This is a genomic window from Azospirillum largimobile (assembly GCF_977007025.2).
The window spans coordinates 75,370-92,327 of sequence record NZ_CDRMUA020000004.1; the positions used below are offsets into that span (position 1 = coordinate 75,370).

Annotated in this window: 16 protein-coding genes; 3 read left to right on the forward strand and 13 right to left on the reverse strand. The window is 71.0% G+C overall.

All coding sequences use genetic code 11. The features are described from left to right. The first annotated feature begins 223 nt into the window (after nucleotides 1-223). Genes xdhA through xdhC form a run of 3 tightly spaced genes read left to right on the forward strand, consistent with a single transcriptional unit; the run spans nucleotide 224 to nucleotide 5,056 of the window. Nucleotides 224-1,696, forward strand: coding sequence for a xanthine dehydrogenase small subunit (xdhA, locus tag ACWPKK_RS21870; protein WP_452008409.1), 1,473 nt, complete (start codon nucleotides 224-226; stop codon nucleotides 1,694-1,696). Further along, nucleotides 1,689-4,202, forward strand: coding sequence for a xanthine dehydrogenase molybdopterin binding subunit (gene xdhB / locus ACWPKK_RS21875; RefSeq protein WP_452008411.1), 2,514 nt, complete (start codon nucleotides 1,689-1,691; stop codon nucleotides 4,200-4,202). Before xdhA ends, xdhB begins: the two co-directional genes overlap by 8 nt. Further along, complete coding sequence (xdhC, locus tag ACWPKK_RS21880; protein ID WP_452008414.1) at nucleotides 4,199-5,056, forward strand: xanthine dehydrogenase accessory protein XdhC; 858 nt, start codon at nucleotides 4,199-4,201, stop codon at nucleotides 5,054-5,056. Before xdhB ends, xdhC begins: the two co-directional genes overlap by 4 nt. A gap of 150 nt (nucleotides 5,057-5,206) precedes the next feature. Here xdhC and ACWPKK_RS21885 read toward each other — a convergent pair whose 3' ends face one another. The 13 genes from ACWPKK_RS21885 to amaB all read right to left on the reverse strand — a co-directional run bounded on the left by ACWPKK_RS21885 (nucleotide 5,207) and on the right by amaB (nucleotide 16,904). Next, complete coding sequence (locus ACWPKK_RS21885; RefSeq protein WP_452008416.1) at nucleotides 5,207-6,046, reverse strand: F0F1 ATP synthase subunit gamma; 840 nt, start codon at nucleotides 6,044-6,046, stop codon at nucleotides 5,207-5,209. Beyond that, entirely contained in the window at nucleotides 6,043-7,572 is a 1,530-nt protein-coding gene (locus tag ACWPKK_RS21890) for a F0F1 ATP synthase subunit alpha (RefSeq protein ID WP_452008418.1), read from the reverse strand. The genes ACWPKK_RS21885 and ACWPKK_RS21890 overlap by 4 nt, the downstream gene beginning before the upstream one ends. Continuing rightward, complete coding sequence (locus tag ACWPKK_RS21895; protein WP_452008420.1) at nucleotides 7,535-8,308, reverse strand: F0F1 ATP synthase subunit delta; 774 nt, start codon at nucleotides 8,306-8,308, stop codon at nucleotides 7,535-7,537. The genes ACWPKK_RS21890 and ACWPKK_RS21895 overlap by 38 nt, the downstream gene beginning before the upstream one ends. Before the next feature lie 23 nt (nucleotides 8,309-8,331). Further along, complete coding sequence (locus ACWPKK_RS21900; protein ID WP_014249776.1) at nucleotides 8,332-8,571, reverse strand: F0F1 ATP synthase subunit C; 240 nt, start codon at nucleotides 8,569-8,571, stop codon at nucleotides 8,332-8,334. Between the two features lie 5 nt (nucleotides 8,572-8,576). Further along, nucleotides 8,577-9,251 (reverse strand): F0F1 ATP synthase subunit A, encoded by a 675-nt coding sequence (locus tag ACWPKK_RS21905; RefSeq protein WP_452008422.1) that lies wholly within the window; start codon nucleotides 9,249-9,251, stop codon nucleotides 8,577-8,579. Continuing rightward, the gene (locus ACWPKK_RS21910; RefSeq protein ID WP_452008425.1) at nucleotides 9,248-9,535 is read right to left on the reverse strand and encodes an N-ATPase subunit AtpR; all 288 of its coding nucleotides are present in this window, start codon (nucleotides 9,533-9,535) and stop codon (nucleotides 9,248-9,250) included. The genes ACWPKK_RS21905 and ACWPKK_RS21910 overlap by 4 nt, the downstream gene beginning before the upstream one ends. Before the next feature lie 4 nt (nucleotides 9,536-9,539). After that, nucleotides 9,540-9,818, reverse strand: coding sequence for an AtpZ/AtpI family protein (locus tag ACWPKK_RS21915; protein ID WP_452008427.1), 279 nt, complete (start codon nucleotides 9,816-9,818; stop codon nucleotides 9,540-9,542). Further along, nucleotides 9,815-10,426 (reverse strand): F0F1 ATP synthase subunit epsilon, encoded by a 612-nt coding sequence (locus tag ACWPKK_RS21920; RefSeq protein WP_452008430.1) that lies wholly within the window; start codon nucleotides 10,424-10,426, stop codon nucleotides 9,815-9,817. The genes ACWPKK_RS21915 and ACWPKK_RS21920 overlap by 4 nt, the downstream gene beginning before the upstream one ends. Beyond that, complete coding sequence (gene atpD / locus ACWPKK_RS21925; protein ID WP_452008433.1) at nucleotides 10,423-11,895, reverse strand: F0F1 ATP synthase subunit beta; 1,473 nt, start codon at nucleotides 11,893-11,895, stop codon at nucleotides 10,423-10,425. The genes ACWPKK_RS21920 and atpD overlap by 4 nt, the downstream gene beginning before the upstream one ends. Before the next feature lie 263 nt (nucleotides 11,896-12,158). Beyond that, entirely contained in the window at nucleotides 12,159-13,034 is an 876-nt protein-coding gene (locus ACWPKK_RS21930) for an OmpA/MotB family protein (RefSeq protein ID WP_452008435.1), read from the reverse strand. Then, on the reverse strand, nucleotides 13,021-13,860 hold the full coding sequence (locus ACWPKK_RS21935) for a motility protein A (RefSeq protein ID WP_452008437.1): 840 nt from the start codon (nucleotides 13,858-13,860) through the stop codon (nucleotides 13,021-13,023). Before ACWPKK_RS21935 ends, ACWPKK_RS21930 begins: the two co-directional genes overlap by 14 nt. 215 nt (nucleotides 13,861-14,075) lie before the next feature. Next, on the reverse strand, nucleotides 14,076-15,308 hold the full coding sequence (locus tag ACWPKK_RS21940) for a hypothetical protein (RefSeq protein WP_452008440.1): 1,233 nt from the start codon (nucleotides 15,306-15,308) through the stop codon (nucleotides 14,076-14,078). 99 nt (nucleotides 15,309-15,407) lie between these two features. Next, on the reverse strand, nucleotides 15,408-16,904 hold the full coding sequence (gene amaB, locus ACWPKK_RS21945; protein WP_452008443.1) for an L-piperidine-6-carboxylate dehydrogenase: 1,497 nt from the start codon (nucleotides 16,902-16,904) through the stop codon (nucleotides 15,408-15,410). Nucleotides 16,905-16,958 lie beyond the last annotated feature (54 nt).

Genomic DNA, 16,958 nt, shown 5'->3' on the forward strand with positions numbered 1-16,958 from the left:
CGGAAATCAATGACTTGCAACCCCTCACCCCAACCCCTCTCCCGCAAGGGGAGAGGGGCTTCGGCTGCGTGGGCCGGCCAAATGCAAATGCCATCAAGCGGACGGGGCAAAGTCTCCTCCTTTGCAATTCATTTGAAACTCTTTCCCCTGCTGCCGATCTGGTGACAGAGTCGACGTCGGTGAAATACTGCGTCACATCGTCACCAGTTCATCGGGAGCAGCCATGCGCCAGCGCCTCCGCTTCTATCTCGGCGACGAGCTTCGGGAGATCGACGCGGTCGATCCGACCCTGACGGTGCTGGACTGGCTGCGGCTGTCGGAACGGCGGGTCGGCACCAAGGAAGGCTGTGCGGAGGGCGATTGCGGCGCCTGCACCGTGGTGGTCGGGCGGCTGGACGGCGACACGCTGCGCTACGAGGCGGTGAACGCCTGCATCCGCTTCCTCGCCACGCTGGACGGCTGCCGGCTGCTGACGGTGGAGCATCTGAAGGGACCGGACGGCGCGCTGCACCCGGTTCAGCAGGCGATGGTCGATTGCCACGGCTCGCAATGCGGATTCTGCACGCCGGGCTTCGTCATGTCGCTGCTGGCGCTCTACCTGAACGAGGACCGACCCGACGGGCAGCGGATCGACGACGCGCTGGCCGGCAACCTGTGCCGCTGCACCGGCTATGAGCCGATCGTCCGCGCCGCCCACGCCATGTACGGGATCGGCGACCGTCAGAGCGACCGCTTTGCCGACCGAGAGGCTTGGGCGGACAGGCTGACGGTCCTGCGGGACGAGGAAATCCTCAGCGTCGGGGCCGGTGGGCGCCGCTTCCTGGCACCGGCCACCATGCCGCAGCTGGCGCAACTCCTGCTCGACAATCCCGGCGCCACCATCGTGGCCGGGGCGACCGATGTCGGGCTGTGGGTGACCAAGTTCCAGCGCGTGCTGGCGACGGTGATCTATACCGGCCGGGTCCGCGACCTGCGGCGGATCGAGGATCGCGGCGACGCGCTGGTGATCGGGGCCGGCGTGACCTACAGCGACGCGGCGGAGCGGATCGCCGCGCTCTATCCCGATTTCGGCGAGCTGATCCGCCGCATCGGTGCGGAGCAGGTGCGCAACATGGGCACCATCGGCGGCAACGTCGCCAACGGCTCCCCCATCGGCGATACGCCGCCGGCGCTGATCGCCTGCGGCGCCACCCTGCGCCTGCGCCGCGGCGGTGAGACGCGGGAGCTGCCGCTGGAGGATTTCTTCATCGAATACGGCAAGCAGGACCGCCGCGAGGCTGAGTTCGTGGAGGCGGTGATCCTGCCCAAACCGGCGGCGGGCGTGCGCTTCCGTGCCTACAAGATCGCCAAGCGCTTCGACCAGGACATCTCCGCCGTCTGCGGCGCCTTCCGCCTGACGCTGGACGGCGAGGGTAGGGTGGCCGACATCCGCATCGCCTTTGGCGGCATGGCCGGCACGCCCAAACGCGCCAGCGGGGCCGAAGCGGTGCTGCTGGGCCGCCATTGGACCGAGGAAACCGTGACCCAGGCGATGGACGCATTGGCCGGCGACTACACGCCGCTGAACGACTGGCGGGCCAGCGCGGGCTATCGCTCCATGGTGGCCGCGAATTTGCTGATGAAGCTGTATGTCGAGACCAGCGACCCGGCGGCGGACACCCGTCTGGTCGGCGACCGGAGGCTTGCACATGCCTGACGTGACGACCCCCATCGCGCCCGCCGCCACTCCGGACCGCATCCAGGGTGCCGTCCATGACCCGCGCCGGCACGAGAGCGCGCACAAGCATGTCAGCGGCGAGGCGGTCTATGTCGACGACATCGCCGAGCCGGCCGGGCTGCTGCACGTCTATCTGGGCCTCGGCAGCCGGGCGCATGCGCGCATCCGCTCCATCGACCTGTCGCCGGTGCGCCAGGCGCCGGGCGTGGTGGCGGTCTTCACCGCAGACGACGTGCCGGGGGTGAACGACATCGGCTGCATGGGCAAGCATGACGAGCCGCTGTTCGCCTCGACCCTGGTCGAGCATGTCGGCCAGCCGATCTTCGCCGTCGCCGCGGAAACCCGCGATCAGGCCCGCCGCGCCGCCAAGCTGGCGGTGGTCGAGTATGAGGAACTGCCCGCCGTCCTGACCATCGCCGCCGCCCGCGACGGCACGCGCACGCTGGTCACCCCGCCGATGACGCTGCGGGTCGGCGACGCCGATGCGGCGCTGGCCGAGGCGCCGCACCGGGTGGAGGGGCGGCTCGCCATCGGCGGACAGGAGCATTTCTACCTGGAAAGCCAGATCGCCATGGCGGTGCCGGGCGAGGACCAGGAGGTGCTGATCCATGTCTCCACCCAGCATCCGACCGAGGTGCAGCACATCGTCGCCCATGTTCTGGACGTGCCGGACGCCGCGGTGACGGTGGAGGTTCGGCGCATGGGCGGCGGCTTCGGAGGCAAGGAGACGCAGTCGAACCTGTTCGCCGCCTGCACCGCGCTGGTCGCCAAACGCACCGGCCGCGCCGCCAAGCTGCGTCCCGACCGCGACGACGATTTCCAGGTCACCGGCAAGCGCCATGATTTCGAGATCGACTACCGCGTCGGCTTCGACGACAGCGGGATGATCCAGGGCGTGGACATGCTGTTTGCGGCACGGGCCGGCTATGCCGCCGACCTGTCGGGGCCGGTGACCGACCGTGCGCTGTTCCATGCCGACAACGGTTATTTCTATCCGGCGGCGCGGCTGGAATCGCTGCCGCTGAAGACCAACACGGTGTCCAACACGGCATTCCGCGGCTTCGGCGGCCCGCAGGGCATGGTTGCGGCGGAGCGGGTGATCGACGAGATCGCCTTCGCGCTGGGCAAGGACCCGCTGGAGATCCGCAAGCGGAACCTCTACGGCACCGATCCCGAGAGGGACGGCCGCAACCTGACGCCCTACCACCAGACCGTCACCGACAACATCCTGCCGGACTTGATCGCGCAGCTTGAGGAAAGCAGCGGTTATTGGACGCGGCGGGAGGAGATCCGCGCCTTCAATGCCAAGAGCCGCATCCTGCGCAAGGGGCTGGCGCTGACGCCGGTGAAGTTCGGCATCTCCTTCACCGCCAGCCACTACAATCAGGCCGGCGCGCTGGTCCATGTCTACACCGATGGCAGCATCCAGCTGAACCATGGCGGGATCGAGATGGGGCAGGGGCTCTACACCAAGGTCGCCCAGGTGGTGGCGGAGGAGTTCCAGGTCGACATCTCCACCATCCGCGCGACCGCCACCAGCACCGGCAAGGTGCCCAACACGTCCGCCACCGCGGCGTCGTCGGGCTCCGACCTGAACGGCAAGGCGGCACAGGCGGCGGCCCGCACCATCAGGGAGAGGCTGGTCGCCTTCGCGGCGGAGAAATGGGGTGTTGCGCCCGAGGCGCTGCGGTTCGAGCGCAACCGGGTGCTGGTCGGCGACAGCGACATGAGCTTTGCCGAGTTGGTGCGCGCGGCCTATATGGCGCGGGTGCAGCTGTCGGCCACCGGCTTCTACAAGACGCCGAAGATCCATTGGGACCGCGCGGCCGGGCGCGGCACGCCGTTTTACTACTTCGCCTATGGTGCGGCTTGTGCCGAGGTGACGGTGGACACGCTGACCGGCGAGTATGTCGTCGACCGGGTGGACATCCTGCATGACTGCGGCCGATCGCTGAACCCGGCCATCGACAAGGGGCAGATCGAAGGCGGCTTCGTCCAGGGCATGGGCTGGCTGACCATGGAGGAGCTGTGGTGGGATGGGCAGGGCCGCCTGCGCACCCACGCGCCCAGCACCTACAAGATCCCGGCCTGTTCGGACCGTCCGCGCATATTCAACGTCGCGCTGCTGGAGAATGCGCCGAACCGCGAGGACACCATCTTCCGCTCCAAGGCGGTGGGCGAGCCGCCCTTCATGCTGGGCATGTCGGTGTTCCACGCGCTGTCCGACGCGGTGGCGAGCGTCGCCGGGCACCGGATTTGCCCGAAGCTGGACGCGCCCGCCACGCCGGAGCGGGTGCTGGCGTGCATCGCGGGGCTGCGGGAGCGGGTGCGAAATGGCGGCGAATGCCCCCTCCCTAACCCTCCCCCGCCGTTGGCGGTGGAGGGAACTGCCGCCGCCTCGCAAGAGGCCCCCTCCACCGCCGAAGGCGGGGGAGGGTCGGGGAGGGGGCAAGACACCTTGCCATTCTCCCCCGAACCGGCATGACCTCCCTCTCCACCACCCTCTCCGACTGGCTGTCCCAGGGCGCCTCCGCCATCCTCGTCACGGTCTCCGAGGCGCGCGGCTCCACCCCGCGGGAGGAGGGGGCCGGCATGCTGGTGGGGCGGGAGGCCTGTGCCGGCACGGTCGGCGGCGGGCGGCTGGAATGGACCGCCATCGCCACCGCGCGCCGGATGCTGGAGGACGGCACTCACCTTGAGACGCTCGACCTTCCGCTGGGGCCGGCGACCGGCCAGTGCTGCGGCGGGCATGTCGTGCTGTGGCTGGAGCGGGCCGACGACGGTACCGTCGCCGCGTTGCAGGAACGGGAGAACCGGGCGTTGGACGCGCGGCCGACGCTGCTGCTGTTCGGAGCCGGCCATGTCGGACGGGCCATGGCGACGGCCTTCGCGCCGCTGCCGCTACGCCTGCAGTGGATCGACGGCCGGGCGCAGGAGTTTCCCGAGACGATACCCGCGGGCGTGGAGCGTATCCTGACCGACAGCCCGCTCGACCCGCTGGCGGGGGCACCGGCCGGGGCGGGCTATCTGGTGCTGACCCACAGCCACGCCCTGGATTTCGAGATCGCCGAGGCGGCGCTGCGCCGGGGTGATGCCGCCTATGTCGGCATGATCGGTTCCGCGACGAAGCGGGCGAAGTTCGAGCGCTGGTTCCGGGCGCGCGGGCGGGACATGCACGCGCTGGAGGGGCTGACCTGCCCCATCGGTGCGGCGCTGACCGGTGACAAGCGGCCGGAGGTGATCGCGGCGCTGGTGGCGGCGGAACTGCTGGTGGCTTTTGCGGTTCCCTCCCGTGTCTCCCTCTCCCCCCCGCTCACGCGCAAACTTCGTTTGCGCTGACGCGACAGGCGGACCTCCGGTCCGCCGACAGCGGGGAGAGGGTCGGGGTGAGGGGGAGCCGCTTCGAGGATTTCTTCGGCTGCGCCGAACCCCCTCATCCTAACCTTCTCCCCAGGGGGGAGAAGGAACTGTGGCGGGAGAGGGTGTTTGTCACCCCATCGCCTCGGCGCCCGACACCAGTTCGATCAGCTCATTCGTGACCTGTTCCTGGCGCAGGTGACGCGCCGTGGCGGTCAGCTCGTCCAGCGTGGTTTCGATGTTGTGGCGGGCCGTCATCATGGTGGTGAGACGCGCGGCGTTCTCGGCGGCGAAGCTCTCCATCGCGGCGTCGGCCAGCAGGGCGAAGACATATTCGTCCACCAGCCGGGCGATCAGGTCGCGCGGCGGCATGTTGATCAGCGGCGGCACCGTCCGGGCGCCGTCTTGCGGCAGGCCGAGCGGCAGCAGGGGGCGGCGAACCAGCTCCGGCGGCGCGCCGGCGTTGGTCCGGCCGTAGAGCAGCTCCACCCGGCCCAGCCGCCCGTCCGCCGCCGCCTGGTAGAGCGCCTCGGCGATGCGCCGCGCGGTGGCGGTGACGGCATCGGTGTTGGTCGCCATCGCCGTGGCCCAGGCCGGCTGACGGCCGCGTTCCTCCAGCAGGGCGGCGCCGCGCGACCCCGCCACCCACAGCGCGTAGCCCGGCGGTGCCGCCAGCGCCGCATCGACCAGCTTTTCGGCGAAGGCGCCGACGAAGCCGTGTTCCGGCGCGAACAGCACCCACGCGCAATGGCCGTGTCCGTTGACGGGCCAGTGCGGCGGCGCATCGTCCAGCAAGGCCGCGGCCTGGGCCAGCGCTCCGGCGATCACTTCGGCATAGGCGCGGGTGCCGGCCAGCGTGCCGAGCGCCTGCTGCAACCGCATCGCGGCGAGCGAGCGCATGACGTCGGTGACCGATTCCAGATCCTGCACGCTGGCCCGCCGGGCCTCGACCTCCGCCAGCCGTTCGGTCATGGCGCCGCTCCGGTCAGGCCCGAGACAGCCTGCGCGATCAGGTCGCGCAGCGCCGCCTTGGTGGCGTCGTCCAGCGTCTCGCCGATCCTGGGCGGGTGGGCGGCGACCAGACCCGCCAGCGCGGCCTGAAAACGCAGCACCGCATCCAGCGGCAGCCCGTCCAGCGTGCCGTCGGCCAGCGCCAGCAGCTGCGCCGCCTGGACCGCCAGCGGGCGGGGCGACAGGTGCCGTTGCGCCAGCAGGGCCCGCATGCGCCGGCCATGCTCCACCGCCTTGCGCGTCCGCTCGTCCACCAGGCCGCCGAAGCGGGTGAAGACCTCCAACTCCAGGAACTGGGCGTAGTCGAGCCGCAGCGGTTCGGCCAGCGTGCGCAGGGCCGGCGGCTGTGCCTTGCCGCCGACGCGCGACACGCTGCGGCCGATGTCCACCGCCGGCTTCTGCCCCTCGTAGAACAGCTTGGCGTCGAGGCAGACCTGCCCGTCGGTGATGGAGATCAGGTTGGTTGGGATATAGGCCGACAGGTTGCCGCCCTGGGTCTCGGCGATGGGCAGCGCGGTCAGCGACCCGCCGCCCTTGGCGGGCGTCAGCTTGGCCGCCCTTTCCAGCAGGCGGCTGTGCAGGTAGAAGACGTCGCCCGGATAGGCCTCCCGCCCCGGCGGGCGGCGCAGCAGGAGCGACAATTGGCGGTGGACCGCCGCATGCTTGGTCAGGTCGTCGACGATCACCAGGGCGTGCCGGCCGCTGTCGCGGAAATGCTCGGCCATGGTGAAGCCGGCATAGGGCGCCAGCCATTGCAGGCCGGGGGCGGAATCGGCGGCGGCGATGACGAACAGGGTGCGCGCCGCGGCGCCGCCCTGGCGCACCGCCTCGATCGCCGCGCGCACGCCGGACGCCTTCTGGCCGACGGCGACATAGACGCAGAACACGTCGCCGTCAGTCTGGTTGAGGATGGCGTCCACCGCGATGGCGGTCTTGCCGGTGGCGCGGTCGCCGATAAGCAGCTCGCGCTGGCCGCGGCCGAGCGGGAACATCGCGTCGATCACCGCGGTGCCGGTCAGCAGCGGTTCCGACACAGCCGCCCGCTCGGCGATGGTCGGAGCGGGCCGCTCCACCGGCTCCCACCCATCGGCCTCGATCGGCGGACCGTCGTCCAGCGGGTTGCCGAGCGGATCGACCACCCGCCCCATCAGCCTGTCGCCGACCGGCACGCGCAGGACCGTTCCCGTGCCGTGGACGGTGCCGCCGGCCGCGACCTGCGTGGCATCGCCCAGCAGAATGCAGCCGATCCGGTCATCCAGATCCATCGCCAGCCCGGCCACGCCGCCGGGGAACAGCAGCAGCTCGTCCACCCGCACGTCGGGCAGGCCGGAGACATGGGCGATGCCGTCGCCGACCGACTCCACCCGCCCGACCGATTCCAGCCGCGCAGTGGTATCCAGCCCGTCCAGCCGGCGCAACGCGCCCGGCATCCAGGCGTCGAGCGCGTCCTCAAGCGACGGGGTCGGCATCGGTTCTTGCGGAGTCATGACGGGTCATCTCCTCCTTCGCCTCGGCCAGCGTCTGCTTCCAGCTGCGGCGGACGACGCTGTGGGCGAAATGCAGCTCCACACCGGCGATCAGCGACGGATCCTCGGTCAGTTCCAGCGCCACTGGCCGGCCCAACGCGGCTGCCAGCCGGCCGCGGGCATGGGCGGCGTCCTCGTCCGGCAGCGGACCGGCTGCGGTGAGACGCACCGGCACCGGATCGGTCCCATCCGCCAGGGCTTGGCGCCGGGCGGCAGGAAGCGCCTCCACCGCCGCGCAGGCCTCCTCCAGCAGGGGACGGGTCAGGGCGCGTGCCGGGGCGTCGCGCAGCAGGCGGGTCGCCAACTGGGTGCCGAGATCGGCGGCGTGGCGCTGCAGGGCGCCCAGCGCCTGCGCCCGCTCCTCCGCCAGCCGGGCGCGTGCCTCCTCCAGCGCATGGTCGGCCTCGCCTCGCGCCCGGTCGAGCAGGGCGGCGCGTTCGGCCTCCGCCTCTGCGCGGGCGGCGGCGATCAGGCGGTCGCGTTCGGCCGGCAGGGTTGCGCGCTGGTCCTCCAGGGCCCGGCGCGCGGCTTCGGCGGCTTGGCGCGCGGCCTCGGCGTCGCTGCGGACGCGCTCGGTGGCGGCCTGCCGCTCGGCGATCACCGCCAGGACCGGGCGGTAGAGGAAGCGGCGCAGCAGCCAGACCAGGATCAGGAAATTGACCGCCTGGAGCAGGATCGTCCAACCGTCGATGTGCATGACGGGCTCCGGAATTGCCGCGGTCAGGCGAAGGGGTTGGCGAATAGCAGCAGCAGGGCGACGACGAGGCAGTAGATCGCCATCGTCTCGATCATCGCCAGACCGACGAACAGGGTGCGCGACAGGGTGTTGGCGGCTTCCGGCTGGCGGGCGATGGCCTCCATCGCGGCGGCGACGGCGCGTCCTTCCGCCAGGGCCGGCCCGATGGCCCCGACCGAGACGGCCAGCGCGGCGCCGAGGATGCTGATCGAATGGACATCCATGATTCCTATCCCTTTTCTATTGTTCCGACCGCGCCGCCGATGAAGACCGCGGCCAGCACGGTGAAGATGTACGCCTGCACGAGGCCCAGAAGCAGTTCCAGCGCCATCAGCGGCACCGGCACGAACAGGCCGGCCAGCGACAGCACGATGGCGATGACGAACTCCCCGCTCATGACGTTGCCGAACAAGCGGACCGACAGCGAGAAGGCGCGCGTCAGTTCCGACAGGATGTTCAGCGGAAGCAGCAGTGGGGTGGGGTGGGCGAAGCCCTTCAGGTAGGGCCACAGGCCGCGCCTTCGGATGCCCAGTGCCTGCGACGCCAGCAGCACGACCAGCGCCAATGCCGCCGCCGTTTCCAGAAAAGCGGTCGGCGCCTTCAGCCCCGGCACCAGCCCGGACAGGTTGGCGACCGCCAGATAGAGGAACAGCGTGCCCAGGAGCGGCAGGAAGGGCGTGGCGTCGGCCTGCATCGTCTCGCCGATCTGCCGGCGCAGGGTCTCCACCACCAGCTCCAGCACGGTCTGGACGCGGCCCGGCCGCTCCACCCGCAGCCGCCGGGTCGCCAGCGCGGCGCCCAGCACCATCGCCGCCATCAGTCCCCAGGTGACGACGACCGGCAGGGTGACCGGGACCGGTCCTAGCAGGAAGACAACCGGCGTCGTCAGGGGGGAGTCCGTCATGGCGTTCCCGCCTCCGCCCGCTTTTCGCGCCGGACCACGAGGCTGCGCGCCAGCTGGAATCCGGCCAGCATCGCCAGCAGCGCCTCCGCCCCGCCCCACAGGGCGGCGATGGTGAAGCCGGCGGTGGCGGCGGCCAGCCGGAGCAGATAGAGCGGAACCGCGCGCCGGACCCCGCCGGCCACATAGAGCCGGGCGGTCGCAGCCAGACCGCGGAAGAACAGGGTTCCCAACGCCAGCCCCGCCAGCGCCCCGGTCAGAATGGGAAGAAGATAGGGGGCGGTCATCACCTCAGCGCTCCTGCTCGATACGGTTCCAGGCGAGCCATCCGCCGAGCACCACGCCCGCGAACAGCAACGCCGCCGTCCAGAAAATCCCGCCGCCCGCCCGTTCGTCGAGCCAGCGCCCGGCGAACAGGCCGGCCAGCGTCGGCACGATCACCAGCCAGCCCAGCGCCCCGATCAGGGCGAGGTTGCGGCCCATCGGCCGTTCGCCCTCCCGGGTCCAGCGCTCCCGCCGTTCGCGACGGCGGCGGACGCTGCCGGGAAGCGGATCCTGCCCGTCGCTCATGGCGCCTCCTCCCCGCCGTCGGGAGTGGGGGCGAAGGGGCCGGAGGGCCGGCGGTCGGGACGCAGATAGGCGAGGATGTGGCGGATCGCGGCCAGATGCATGCGGCGGGCGCCGCTGCGCGCCTCCCCTTCCTCCTCGCGGTTGCGGCGGAAGCGGGCGAGCACGTCGCGTTCCAGGGCGTGCAGGTCGTCGCCGACCACCGCTTCGCGCGTCGCCACGGCGATCCGGGCGCCGTCGCGGATGGTCAGCACCCCGCCGCGCACGGCGCAGTGGCCTTCGCGCCCGTCGGCGGTGCGCCAGCTGATGACGGAGATCGCCAGGGCGGTCAGCAGGTCGGCATGGCCGGGCCAGACGCCGAAGGCGCCGCTGGCATCTTCCGCCCGGAGGTGACGGAGGCCGGTGAGGCGCGCGGCGACGGAGGTGGGGGTGGTGACGATGAGGGAGAGTTCGCTTGTGCGCCCCGGCTTGAGTCCCCTCTCCCCCCTGGGGAGAGGGTTAGGGTGAGGGGGATACGTGGCGGGACCTTTGGGAAAATCCCGCAGTGCATCCCCCTCACCCCGACCCTCTCCCCGGGGGGGAGAGGGGGATATCCCCGAGATCGTGCTCATGCTCCCCTCCCGGCGCGGTCGCGCTCGCGGACCTGGTCCAGGGTTCCGGTCATGAAGAAGGCGCTTTCGGCCCAGTCATCGCCCTCGCCGTCCAGGATGGCGCGGCAACCCTTCAGCGTCTCCTCAAGGGGCACGCTGACGCCGCCATGGCCGGTGAAGGCCTCGGTCACCAGAAATGGTTGGGTCAGGAAGCGCTGCAGGCGGCGGGCGCGGCGCACGGCCAAGCGGTCGGCGGTGCTCAGCTCCTCCATGCCCAGCAATGCGATCACGTCCTGCAGTTCGCGGTAATGGGCGATGGTCTTGCGCACATCCTCCGCCAGACGGTAATGCGCCTCCCCCACCACCAGCGGATCGAGCAGGCTGGAGGTCGAACTCAGCGGATCCACGGCCGGATAGAGCCCTTCCGCCGCCATGGCGCGCGACAGCACGATGGAGCTGTCGAGATGGCTGAACAACTCCGCCACCGCGGGATCGGTGAAATCGTCGGCCGGGACATAGACCGCCTGGATCGCCGTCACCACCGCGCCGGGGGTGGAGGCGACCCGTTCCTCCAGTTCGGCGATCTCGCTGGCCAGGGTCGGTTGATAGCCGACTCGCGACGGCAGGCGGCCCAGCAGGCCCGACACCTCCGCACCGGCCTGGACGAAGCGGAAGACGTTGTCCATTAGCAGAAGCACGTCCAGCATTTCCTCGTCGCGGAAATGCTCGGCGATGGTCAGCGCGGTCAGGCCGACGCGCCAGCGCGCGCCCGGCGGCTCGTTCATCTGGCCGAAGACGAGCGCGGTGCGGTCGAGCACGCCGGAGCGCTTCATCTCCTCCCACAGCTCCTGCCCCTCGCGGGAGCGCTCGCCGATGCCGGCGAAGACGGAGATGCCGGTGTGGCGCTCCACCATCTTGCGGATCAGCTCCATCACCAGCACGGTCTTGCCGACCCCGGCGCCGCCGAACATCGCGGCCTTGCCGCCGCGGGCCAGCGGGGCCAGCAGATCGATCACCTTGATGCCGGTCTCCATCAGGTCGCGGCGCGGGCTGCGCCGGGCCAGCGGCGGAGGCGGGCGGTGGATCGGTGCGCGCGGCGTGTCGGGCGGCAGGTCCGGCCCGTCGTCGCGCGCCAGCCCCATCACGTCGATCAGCCGGCCCAGCACCGCCTCGCCGACCGGGGCGGTCAGCGGGCCGCCGGTGGAGCGGACCGGCGTGCCCCGCCGCAGGCCGGAGGTGCCCTGCAGTGCGATGGCGCGCAAGGTGGCGCCGTCGAGATGGCTCTGCACCTCCGCCATCAGCCGTTCGGGACCGTCCCACAGAATCTCCACCGCGTCGAACAGCGGCGGCAGGGCCGTTTCGGGAAAGCGGATGTCGATGACCGACCCGCGGACCGCCACGACCCGGCCCGGAGCCGAGTCGGATTCCGGGGCGGCAGGTGGGGCGGCGGGCGGATCGGCGGACGGTCGCGCGGAGGTTTGAACGGACATGGTCACTCCGGCCGGTTGAGTGGGACGGGAACCGTGAAAAATGGTGGCGGTTGCGGCAGTACCGCGGCAGAGCGACTGCATCGAGGCCCCACCCGACCTTCCCCCGGCGGGCGGGGGAAGGGGCGCCCGGATGCTCCCGTGGATTTCTCCCGTGGGGCGGCGCCGTGGGGGGTGGAGGGCAATGCGTCAACCAGATCGACCACCGGATCCCAGCATAGCCCCCTTCGTTGCGTTGCGGCATTGCGTCAAATCAAACCCTGCCCCTATGGAATCGCCCGGCCGGGCTCCTGCGCTGCCGGGAAGCCATCCGGGAGGCCATCAGCCTGGATGGTGATGGCGACGCGGCGGTTGCGCGCCATCGAGACCGGGTCGGCGCCGGTGGTGAGCGGCCGGGTATCGGCGAAGCCCACCGCCGACAGCCGGTCCGGCGGCAGTCCAAGCTCGATCAGCCGCCGCACCACGCTGGCCGCCCTGCCGCCCGACAGCTCCCAGTTGGAGGGGAAGCGGCGGTTGCCGATCGGCGTGGAGTCGCTGTGCCCCTCCACCACGATGTCGCCGCGGGTGGCCGCCAGCGTCGGGGCCAGCCGGCGCAGCAGCCCGTCGCCGCCCGGCGTCAGCTCCGCATGTCCGGGTGCGAAGAGGATGCCTTCGCCGATGACGATCCCGACCCGGTTCTGCCGCACGTCGACCGCCACGCTGCGCGGCACTCCCAGCCCCGCGAGGGTCTCGCGCCAGCGCTCCGCCACCCGGTCGGGCGCCGTCACCGCGACTTCGTCATCGTCCAGGCGCGGCCGCGGGTCGGGCGGCGCGGGATCCGTCGTCGGTACGGGCACCGGCTCATCGAACAGGGGCGGGAGCGCCTGGGGGGCGTGAAGGGCCACGGCTGGGGTTTCCGGCTGCGGCGTGGTCGGCAGCTGGTCCTTCAGGCTGGTGATCGCCAGCAGCATGACGAACACCGACAGCAGCAGCGTGACGAGGTCGGAGTAGCTGAGCAGCCAGATCTCCTGATCCTCCTCCGCGCCGGCCTGCGGCAGGACGTTGCCGGCTCCTATGCCGGCCGCCCAGGTGGGGGAGGCGAGATCCTCCGCATCGTCCGGCGCGAAACCGCCGTTCTGGGGCCTGTCGTCACGAGGTGCCATGGAGTTCGTCCCCGCGCTCGCGCACGAATTCGGCCAGCGCGTCGGCGATCACTGTCGGCGAGCGGCCGAGCCGCACCAGGATGATGCCCTCCAGCAGCACGTTCAGCATCGCCACCCGCCGGGCGGTGCGCTGCTCCAGCTTGATGGCGATCGGCTTGAAGACGAGGTTGGCCAGCACGACGCCATAGAGCGTCGCCACCAGCGCGACCGACATGTGCTCGCCCACCTGGGCGATGGTGGCGGTGCCCAGCTGTGCCATCATGCCGATCAGACCGACCAGCGTCGCCAGAAGCCCGAAGGCGGGGGCGAGGCCGGCCAGCGTGCGGAACAGGCGGGACTGCACCGATTCCCGCTCGATCAGCTTCTGGATGCGCCAGTTCATCACATGCAGGATGTCGTTGACCGGCGTGCCGTCGGCGATCAGCTGCAGCCCCAGCCGCAGGAACGGGCTGCCGGCCCTGGTCCCCTGTTCCTCGGCCCGCTGGATCTGGCCGCGCTGGTAGAGCCGGGAGAAGGCCACCAGCTCCGCGATGTCGGCGGCGATGGACTCGTCGTCCCGGAAGATGGTGCGGAGGGCGGCGAGAGCGGCGCGCAGCTCGCTCGCCCGAAAGGCCATCAGGGCGGAAACGGCGATGCCGCCAGCGATGATGACCGCGCCGGTCGGGTTCCACAGCGCTTCCATCCCGTGGCCTAGGCCGATGTAGGACAGCAGGCCGACCGCACCGAGAAGGCCGACGGCCGTCGCATTCAGCAGGCGGGCGGGGCGGGAGGACGCCGCAGAGGGTGCGGGCTTGGTGGCCGCTTGGCCGGGCGTTTGGATGGACATCCGACGCCTTCGTCGTTCATTGGCATTTTAACTATTAGGAACCCGTAATGACCGGCTGTCAATCGGGGGCGGCGGGTGCTGCGCCGCGAAGAAAGCCCTTCTCCCCTTGCGGGGCGGGATCGGCCAAACGCCAACGGCGTTTTGCCGACCCGCGGGTTGGGGTGAGGGGCTTTCCAAATGATCGGCTCATTGGAAGCGGCAGCGTCCTGCGGCGGTCAGCCGCGCCCGAACAGGCGGCCGAGGAGGCCGGGGGGTGGGAGCTGGGTGGGTTCTGCTGTTTCGGATGAGGCGGGCTCTTCCGGTTCCTCCGCCACGGGGGGCGGCACGCTTTCGCTCGGGTGCCAGGGTGTGGCAGAGGCGGCATCCGCCGCGCGGCCCTGGAACAGGACGACCCCGGCCGCGTGGCCGGTTTCCAGCGCCGCCGGCTCGTCGCAGCGCCAGAGGACCAGCCGCCCGGCGCCGAAACGCTCTACGGCGGCGGTCAGCAGTTCGAAGGCGCCGGAGTCTCCGCGAATCCACTGTGTCTTGATGAAAGCCGGCTCCAGCCCGCTGAGATCAAGCCCGGCCAACGCCGCCAGCGGCACATGGTCCAACGCCACCGCGAAGCCGGCGTCGGCCAGCCTTCCGGCCGCCGCGACCACCCGCGCCGGGGCGAGGGAGAGTTCCCAGCAGGGAAGCTCGGCGGTGATCCGGCCGCGCATCTCCGCGGGGATGGCGCGCGCCAGTTCGTCGAAGCCGTCGTCCAGCACGGTGGCGGTGTGCAGGTCGATGGTGAAGGGGCGGGGATCGCGCCTGCGGTCGCGGGCGATATGGCGCAACAGCCCGCGGTCGAGCCGCACCGCCACCTCGTGCCGCAGCCAGGAATCGCGGCGCAGCGACAGGGACAGCCGCGATTCCAATTCTTCCAGCGATATGGCCAGTTCGGTGGTGACCACCGCCGCGCGGGCCTCAGCAAAAGACCAGACCGGCTGTTCGCGGACGATGCTGTCGATGTCGGCGCCGTGCAGGACCCGCTCCACCTCCAGCAGATGGGCGAGCGCCGCGGTCGGCGCGCGTTCGGCCGCTTCGCGCAGGGCCGCGGTGGCATCGTTGGGGAACAGGTCGGCGAACAGGCGCTCGGCTTCCGTCGCCATGTCGTAGTGGGCGGTGCGGAGCGTGCCGAAGCCGTGCGACAACAGGGTGTGCGCCAGCGCTCTGGCCCCGGCGTCGAGCAGCGGAGCGGCTTCGGCCGGGGCGAGGATCAGCAGGCGGGGGCCGGCGAGCCGGAACACCTCGCGCGGCTGGCTGCCCAGCCAGCTTTCCAGATAATGGTCGAGTGTCATGGCGAAACGCGGATCGCCGCCATGCTCGATCCCGCGGAGATCGGCCAGCAGGGCGGCCAGCGGCTCCGGCGACGCCCGCAAGTTTTGCAGGCGTGCCAGAGGCGTATGTCCTGCCACGTCCGCCATCGCCCCATGCTCCCGACCGTTCATGGCGGAAGTGTCGCGCCGGGCTGTGCCGGTCGCAAGGAGCGATGACGCCGCGGGGTGGTGTGCCTCAGACGCCGATCAGCCCATGATCTCGAACTTGATGCCCTGGGCGAGCGGCAGCGCGGAGGAGTAGTTCACCGTCGCGGTCTGGCGGCGCATATAGGCCTTCCACGAATCCGACCCGGATTCGCGGCCGCCGCCGGTCTCCTTCTCGCCGCCGAAGGCGCCGCCGATCTCCGCACCGCTGGGACCGATGTTGACGTTGGCGATGCCGCAGTCGGACCCGGCGGCCGACAGGAAGCGCTCCGTCTCACGGATGTCGGTGGAGAAGATGCAGGAGGACAGGCCCTGCGGCACCGCGTTCTGAAGCGCGATGGCCTCGTCCAGCGTGTCGTAGGTCAGGACATAGAGGATCGGCGCGAAGGTCTCGTGCCGCACCACCTCGGTCTGGGCCGGCATCTCGACGATGGCCGGGGTGACGTAATAGGCGTTGGGGAAGCGGTCGGTCAGCGTGCGCTCGCCGCCGGTCACCGTGCCGCCCTCGGCCTTTGCGGACTCCAGCGCGCGCTGCATCGCCTTGAAGGCGTCGGCGTCGACCAGCGGACCCATCAGCACGCCGGACTCCAGCGGGCTGCCGATGGAAACCGAGGCATAGGCTGCCTTCAGGCGCGGCAGCAGCTGGTCCTTGACCGAGCGGTGGACGATCAGCCGGCGCAGCGTGGTGCAGCGCTGTCCGCAGGTGCCGACGGCGGAGAACAGGATGGCGCGCAGAGCCATGTCGAGGTCGGCCGACGGCGCCACGATCATGGCGTTGTTGCCGCCCAGCTCCAGGATCGAGCGGCCGAAGCGCTCCGCCACCACCTTGGCGACCTCGCGGCCCATGCGGGTGGAGCCGGTGGCCGAGACGATGGGGAAGCCGGGGTGGGCGACCAGCGCCTCGCCGATCTCACGCCCGCCTTGGACGACCTGGGACAGGTTGGCCGGCGCATCGCCGAAGCGGGCGACGGCGCGGTCGAAGATCACCTGGCAGGCGGCGGCGGTCAGCGGGGTCTTCTCCGACGGCTTCCAGACGACCGGGTCGCCGCAGACCAGCGCCAGCGCCGCGTTCCACGACCACACCGCCACCGGGAAGTTGAAGGCGGAGATGACGAGGCAGGGGCCGGCCGGGTGCCAGGTCTCACGCATGGAGTGGCCCGGACGCTCCGACGCGATGGTCAGGCCGTAGAGCTGGCGCGACAGGCCGACGGCGAAGTCGCAGATGTCGATCATCTCCTGCACTTCGCCCAGGCCTTCCTGGTAGATCTTGCCGGCTTCCAGCGAAACCAGACGGCCGAGATCCTCCTTGGCGGCGCGCAGCTCCTCGCCCAGCAGGCGGACCAGCTCGCCGCGGCGCGGGGCCGGCACCGAGCGCCACGCCTCGAAGGCGCGGGCGGCGTTGGCGACGATGTCAGACACCTGCGACGGCGCGGTCTCCGCCACCGTGGCGAGCGTGGCGCCGTCCACCGGCGAACGGGCGGTGAGCCCGGCTCCGCTGGAGGTCAGGCCGAAACGGGAGAGGATGTCGCTGTGCTGCACCGGGGTGGCTCCTTGGGTCTGTATAGAACTCCCCCTCTCCCCCCTGGGGAGAGG

Bases quoted from the DNA above. Each gene is read 5' to 3' on its own strand.
- ACWPKK_RS21910 (WP_452008425.1), bottom strand. From the start codon at position 9,535: ATGACCGCCCCCTATCTTCTTCCCATTCTGACCGGGGCGCTGGCGGGG.
- ACWPKK_RS21885 (WP_452008416.1), bottom strand. From the start codon at position 6,046: ATGACCGAACGGCTGGCGGAGGTCGAGGCCCGGCGGGCCAGCGTGCAG.
- ACWPKK_RS21890 (WP_452008418.1), bottom strand. From the start codon at position 7,572: ATGACTCCGCAAGAACCGATGCCGACCCCGTCGCTTGAGGACGCGCTC.
- ACWPKK_RS21935 (WP_452008437.1), bottom strand. From the start codon at position 13,860: ATGTCCATCCAAACGCCCGGCCAAGCGGCCACCAAGCCCGCACCCTCT.
- ACWPKK_RS21915 (WP_452008427.1), bottom strand. From the start codon at position 9,818: ATGAGCGACGGGCAGGATCCGCTTCCCGGCAGCGTCCGCCGCCGTCGC.
- ACWPKK_RS21930 (WP_452008435.1), bottom strand. From the start codon at position 13,034: ATGGCACCTCGTGACGACAGGCCCCAGAACGGCGGTTTCGCGCCGGAC.
- ACWPKK_RS21900 (WP_014249776.1), bottom strand. From the start codon at position 8,571: ATGGATGTCCATTCGATCAGCATCCTCGGCGCCGCGCTGGCCGTCTCG.
- ACWPKK_RS21895 (WP_452008420.1), bottom strand. From the start codon at position 8,308: ATGCACATCGACGGTTGGACGATCCTGCTCCAGGCGGTCAATTTCCTG.
- ACWPKK_RS21940 (WP_452008440.1), bottom strand. From the start codon at position 15,308: ATGGCGGACGTGGCAGGACATACGCCTCTGGCACGCCTGCAAAACTTG.
- atpD (WP_452008433.1), bottom strand. From the start codon at position 11,895: ATGTCCGTTCAAACCTCCGCGCGACCGTCCGCCGATCCGCCCGCCGCC.
- xdhB (WP_452008411.1), top strand. From the start codon at position 1,689: ATGCCTGACGTGACGACCCCCATCGCGCCCGCCGCCACTCCGGACCGC.
- ACWPKK_RS21905 (WP_452008422.1), bottom strand. From the start codon at position 9,251: ATGACGGACTCCCCCCTGACGACGCCGGTTGTCTTCCTGCTAGGACCG.
- ACWPKK_RS21920 (WP_452008430.1), bottom strand. From the start codon at position 10,426: ATGAGCACGATCTCGGGGATATCCCCCTCTCCCCCCCGGGGAGAGGGT.
- xdhA (WP_452008409.1), top strand. From the start codon at position 224: ATGCGCCAGCGCCTCCGCTTCTATCTCGGCGACGAGCTTCGGGAGATC.
- xdhC (WP_452008414.1), top strand. From the start codon at position 4,199: ATGACCTCCCTCTCCACCACCCTCTCCGACTGGCTGTCCCAGGGCGCC.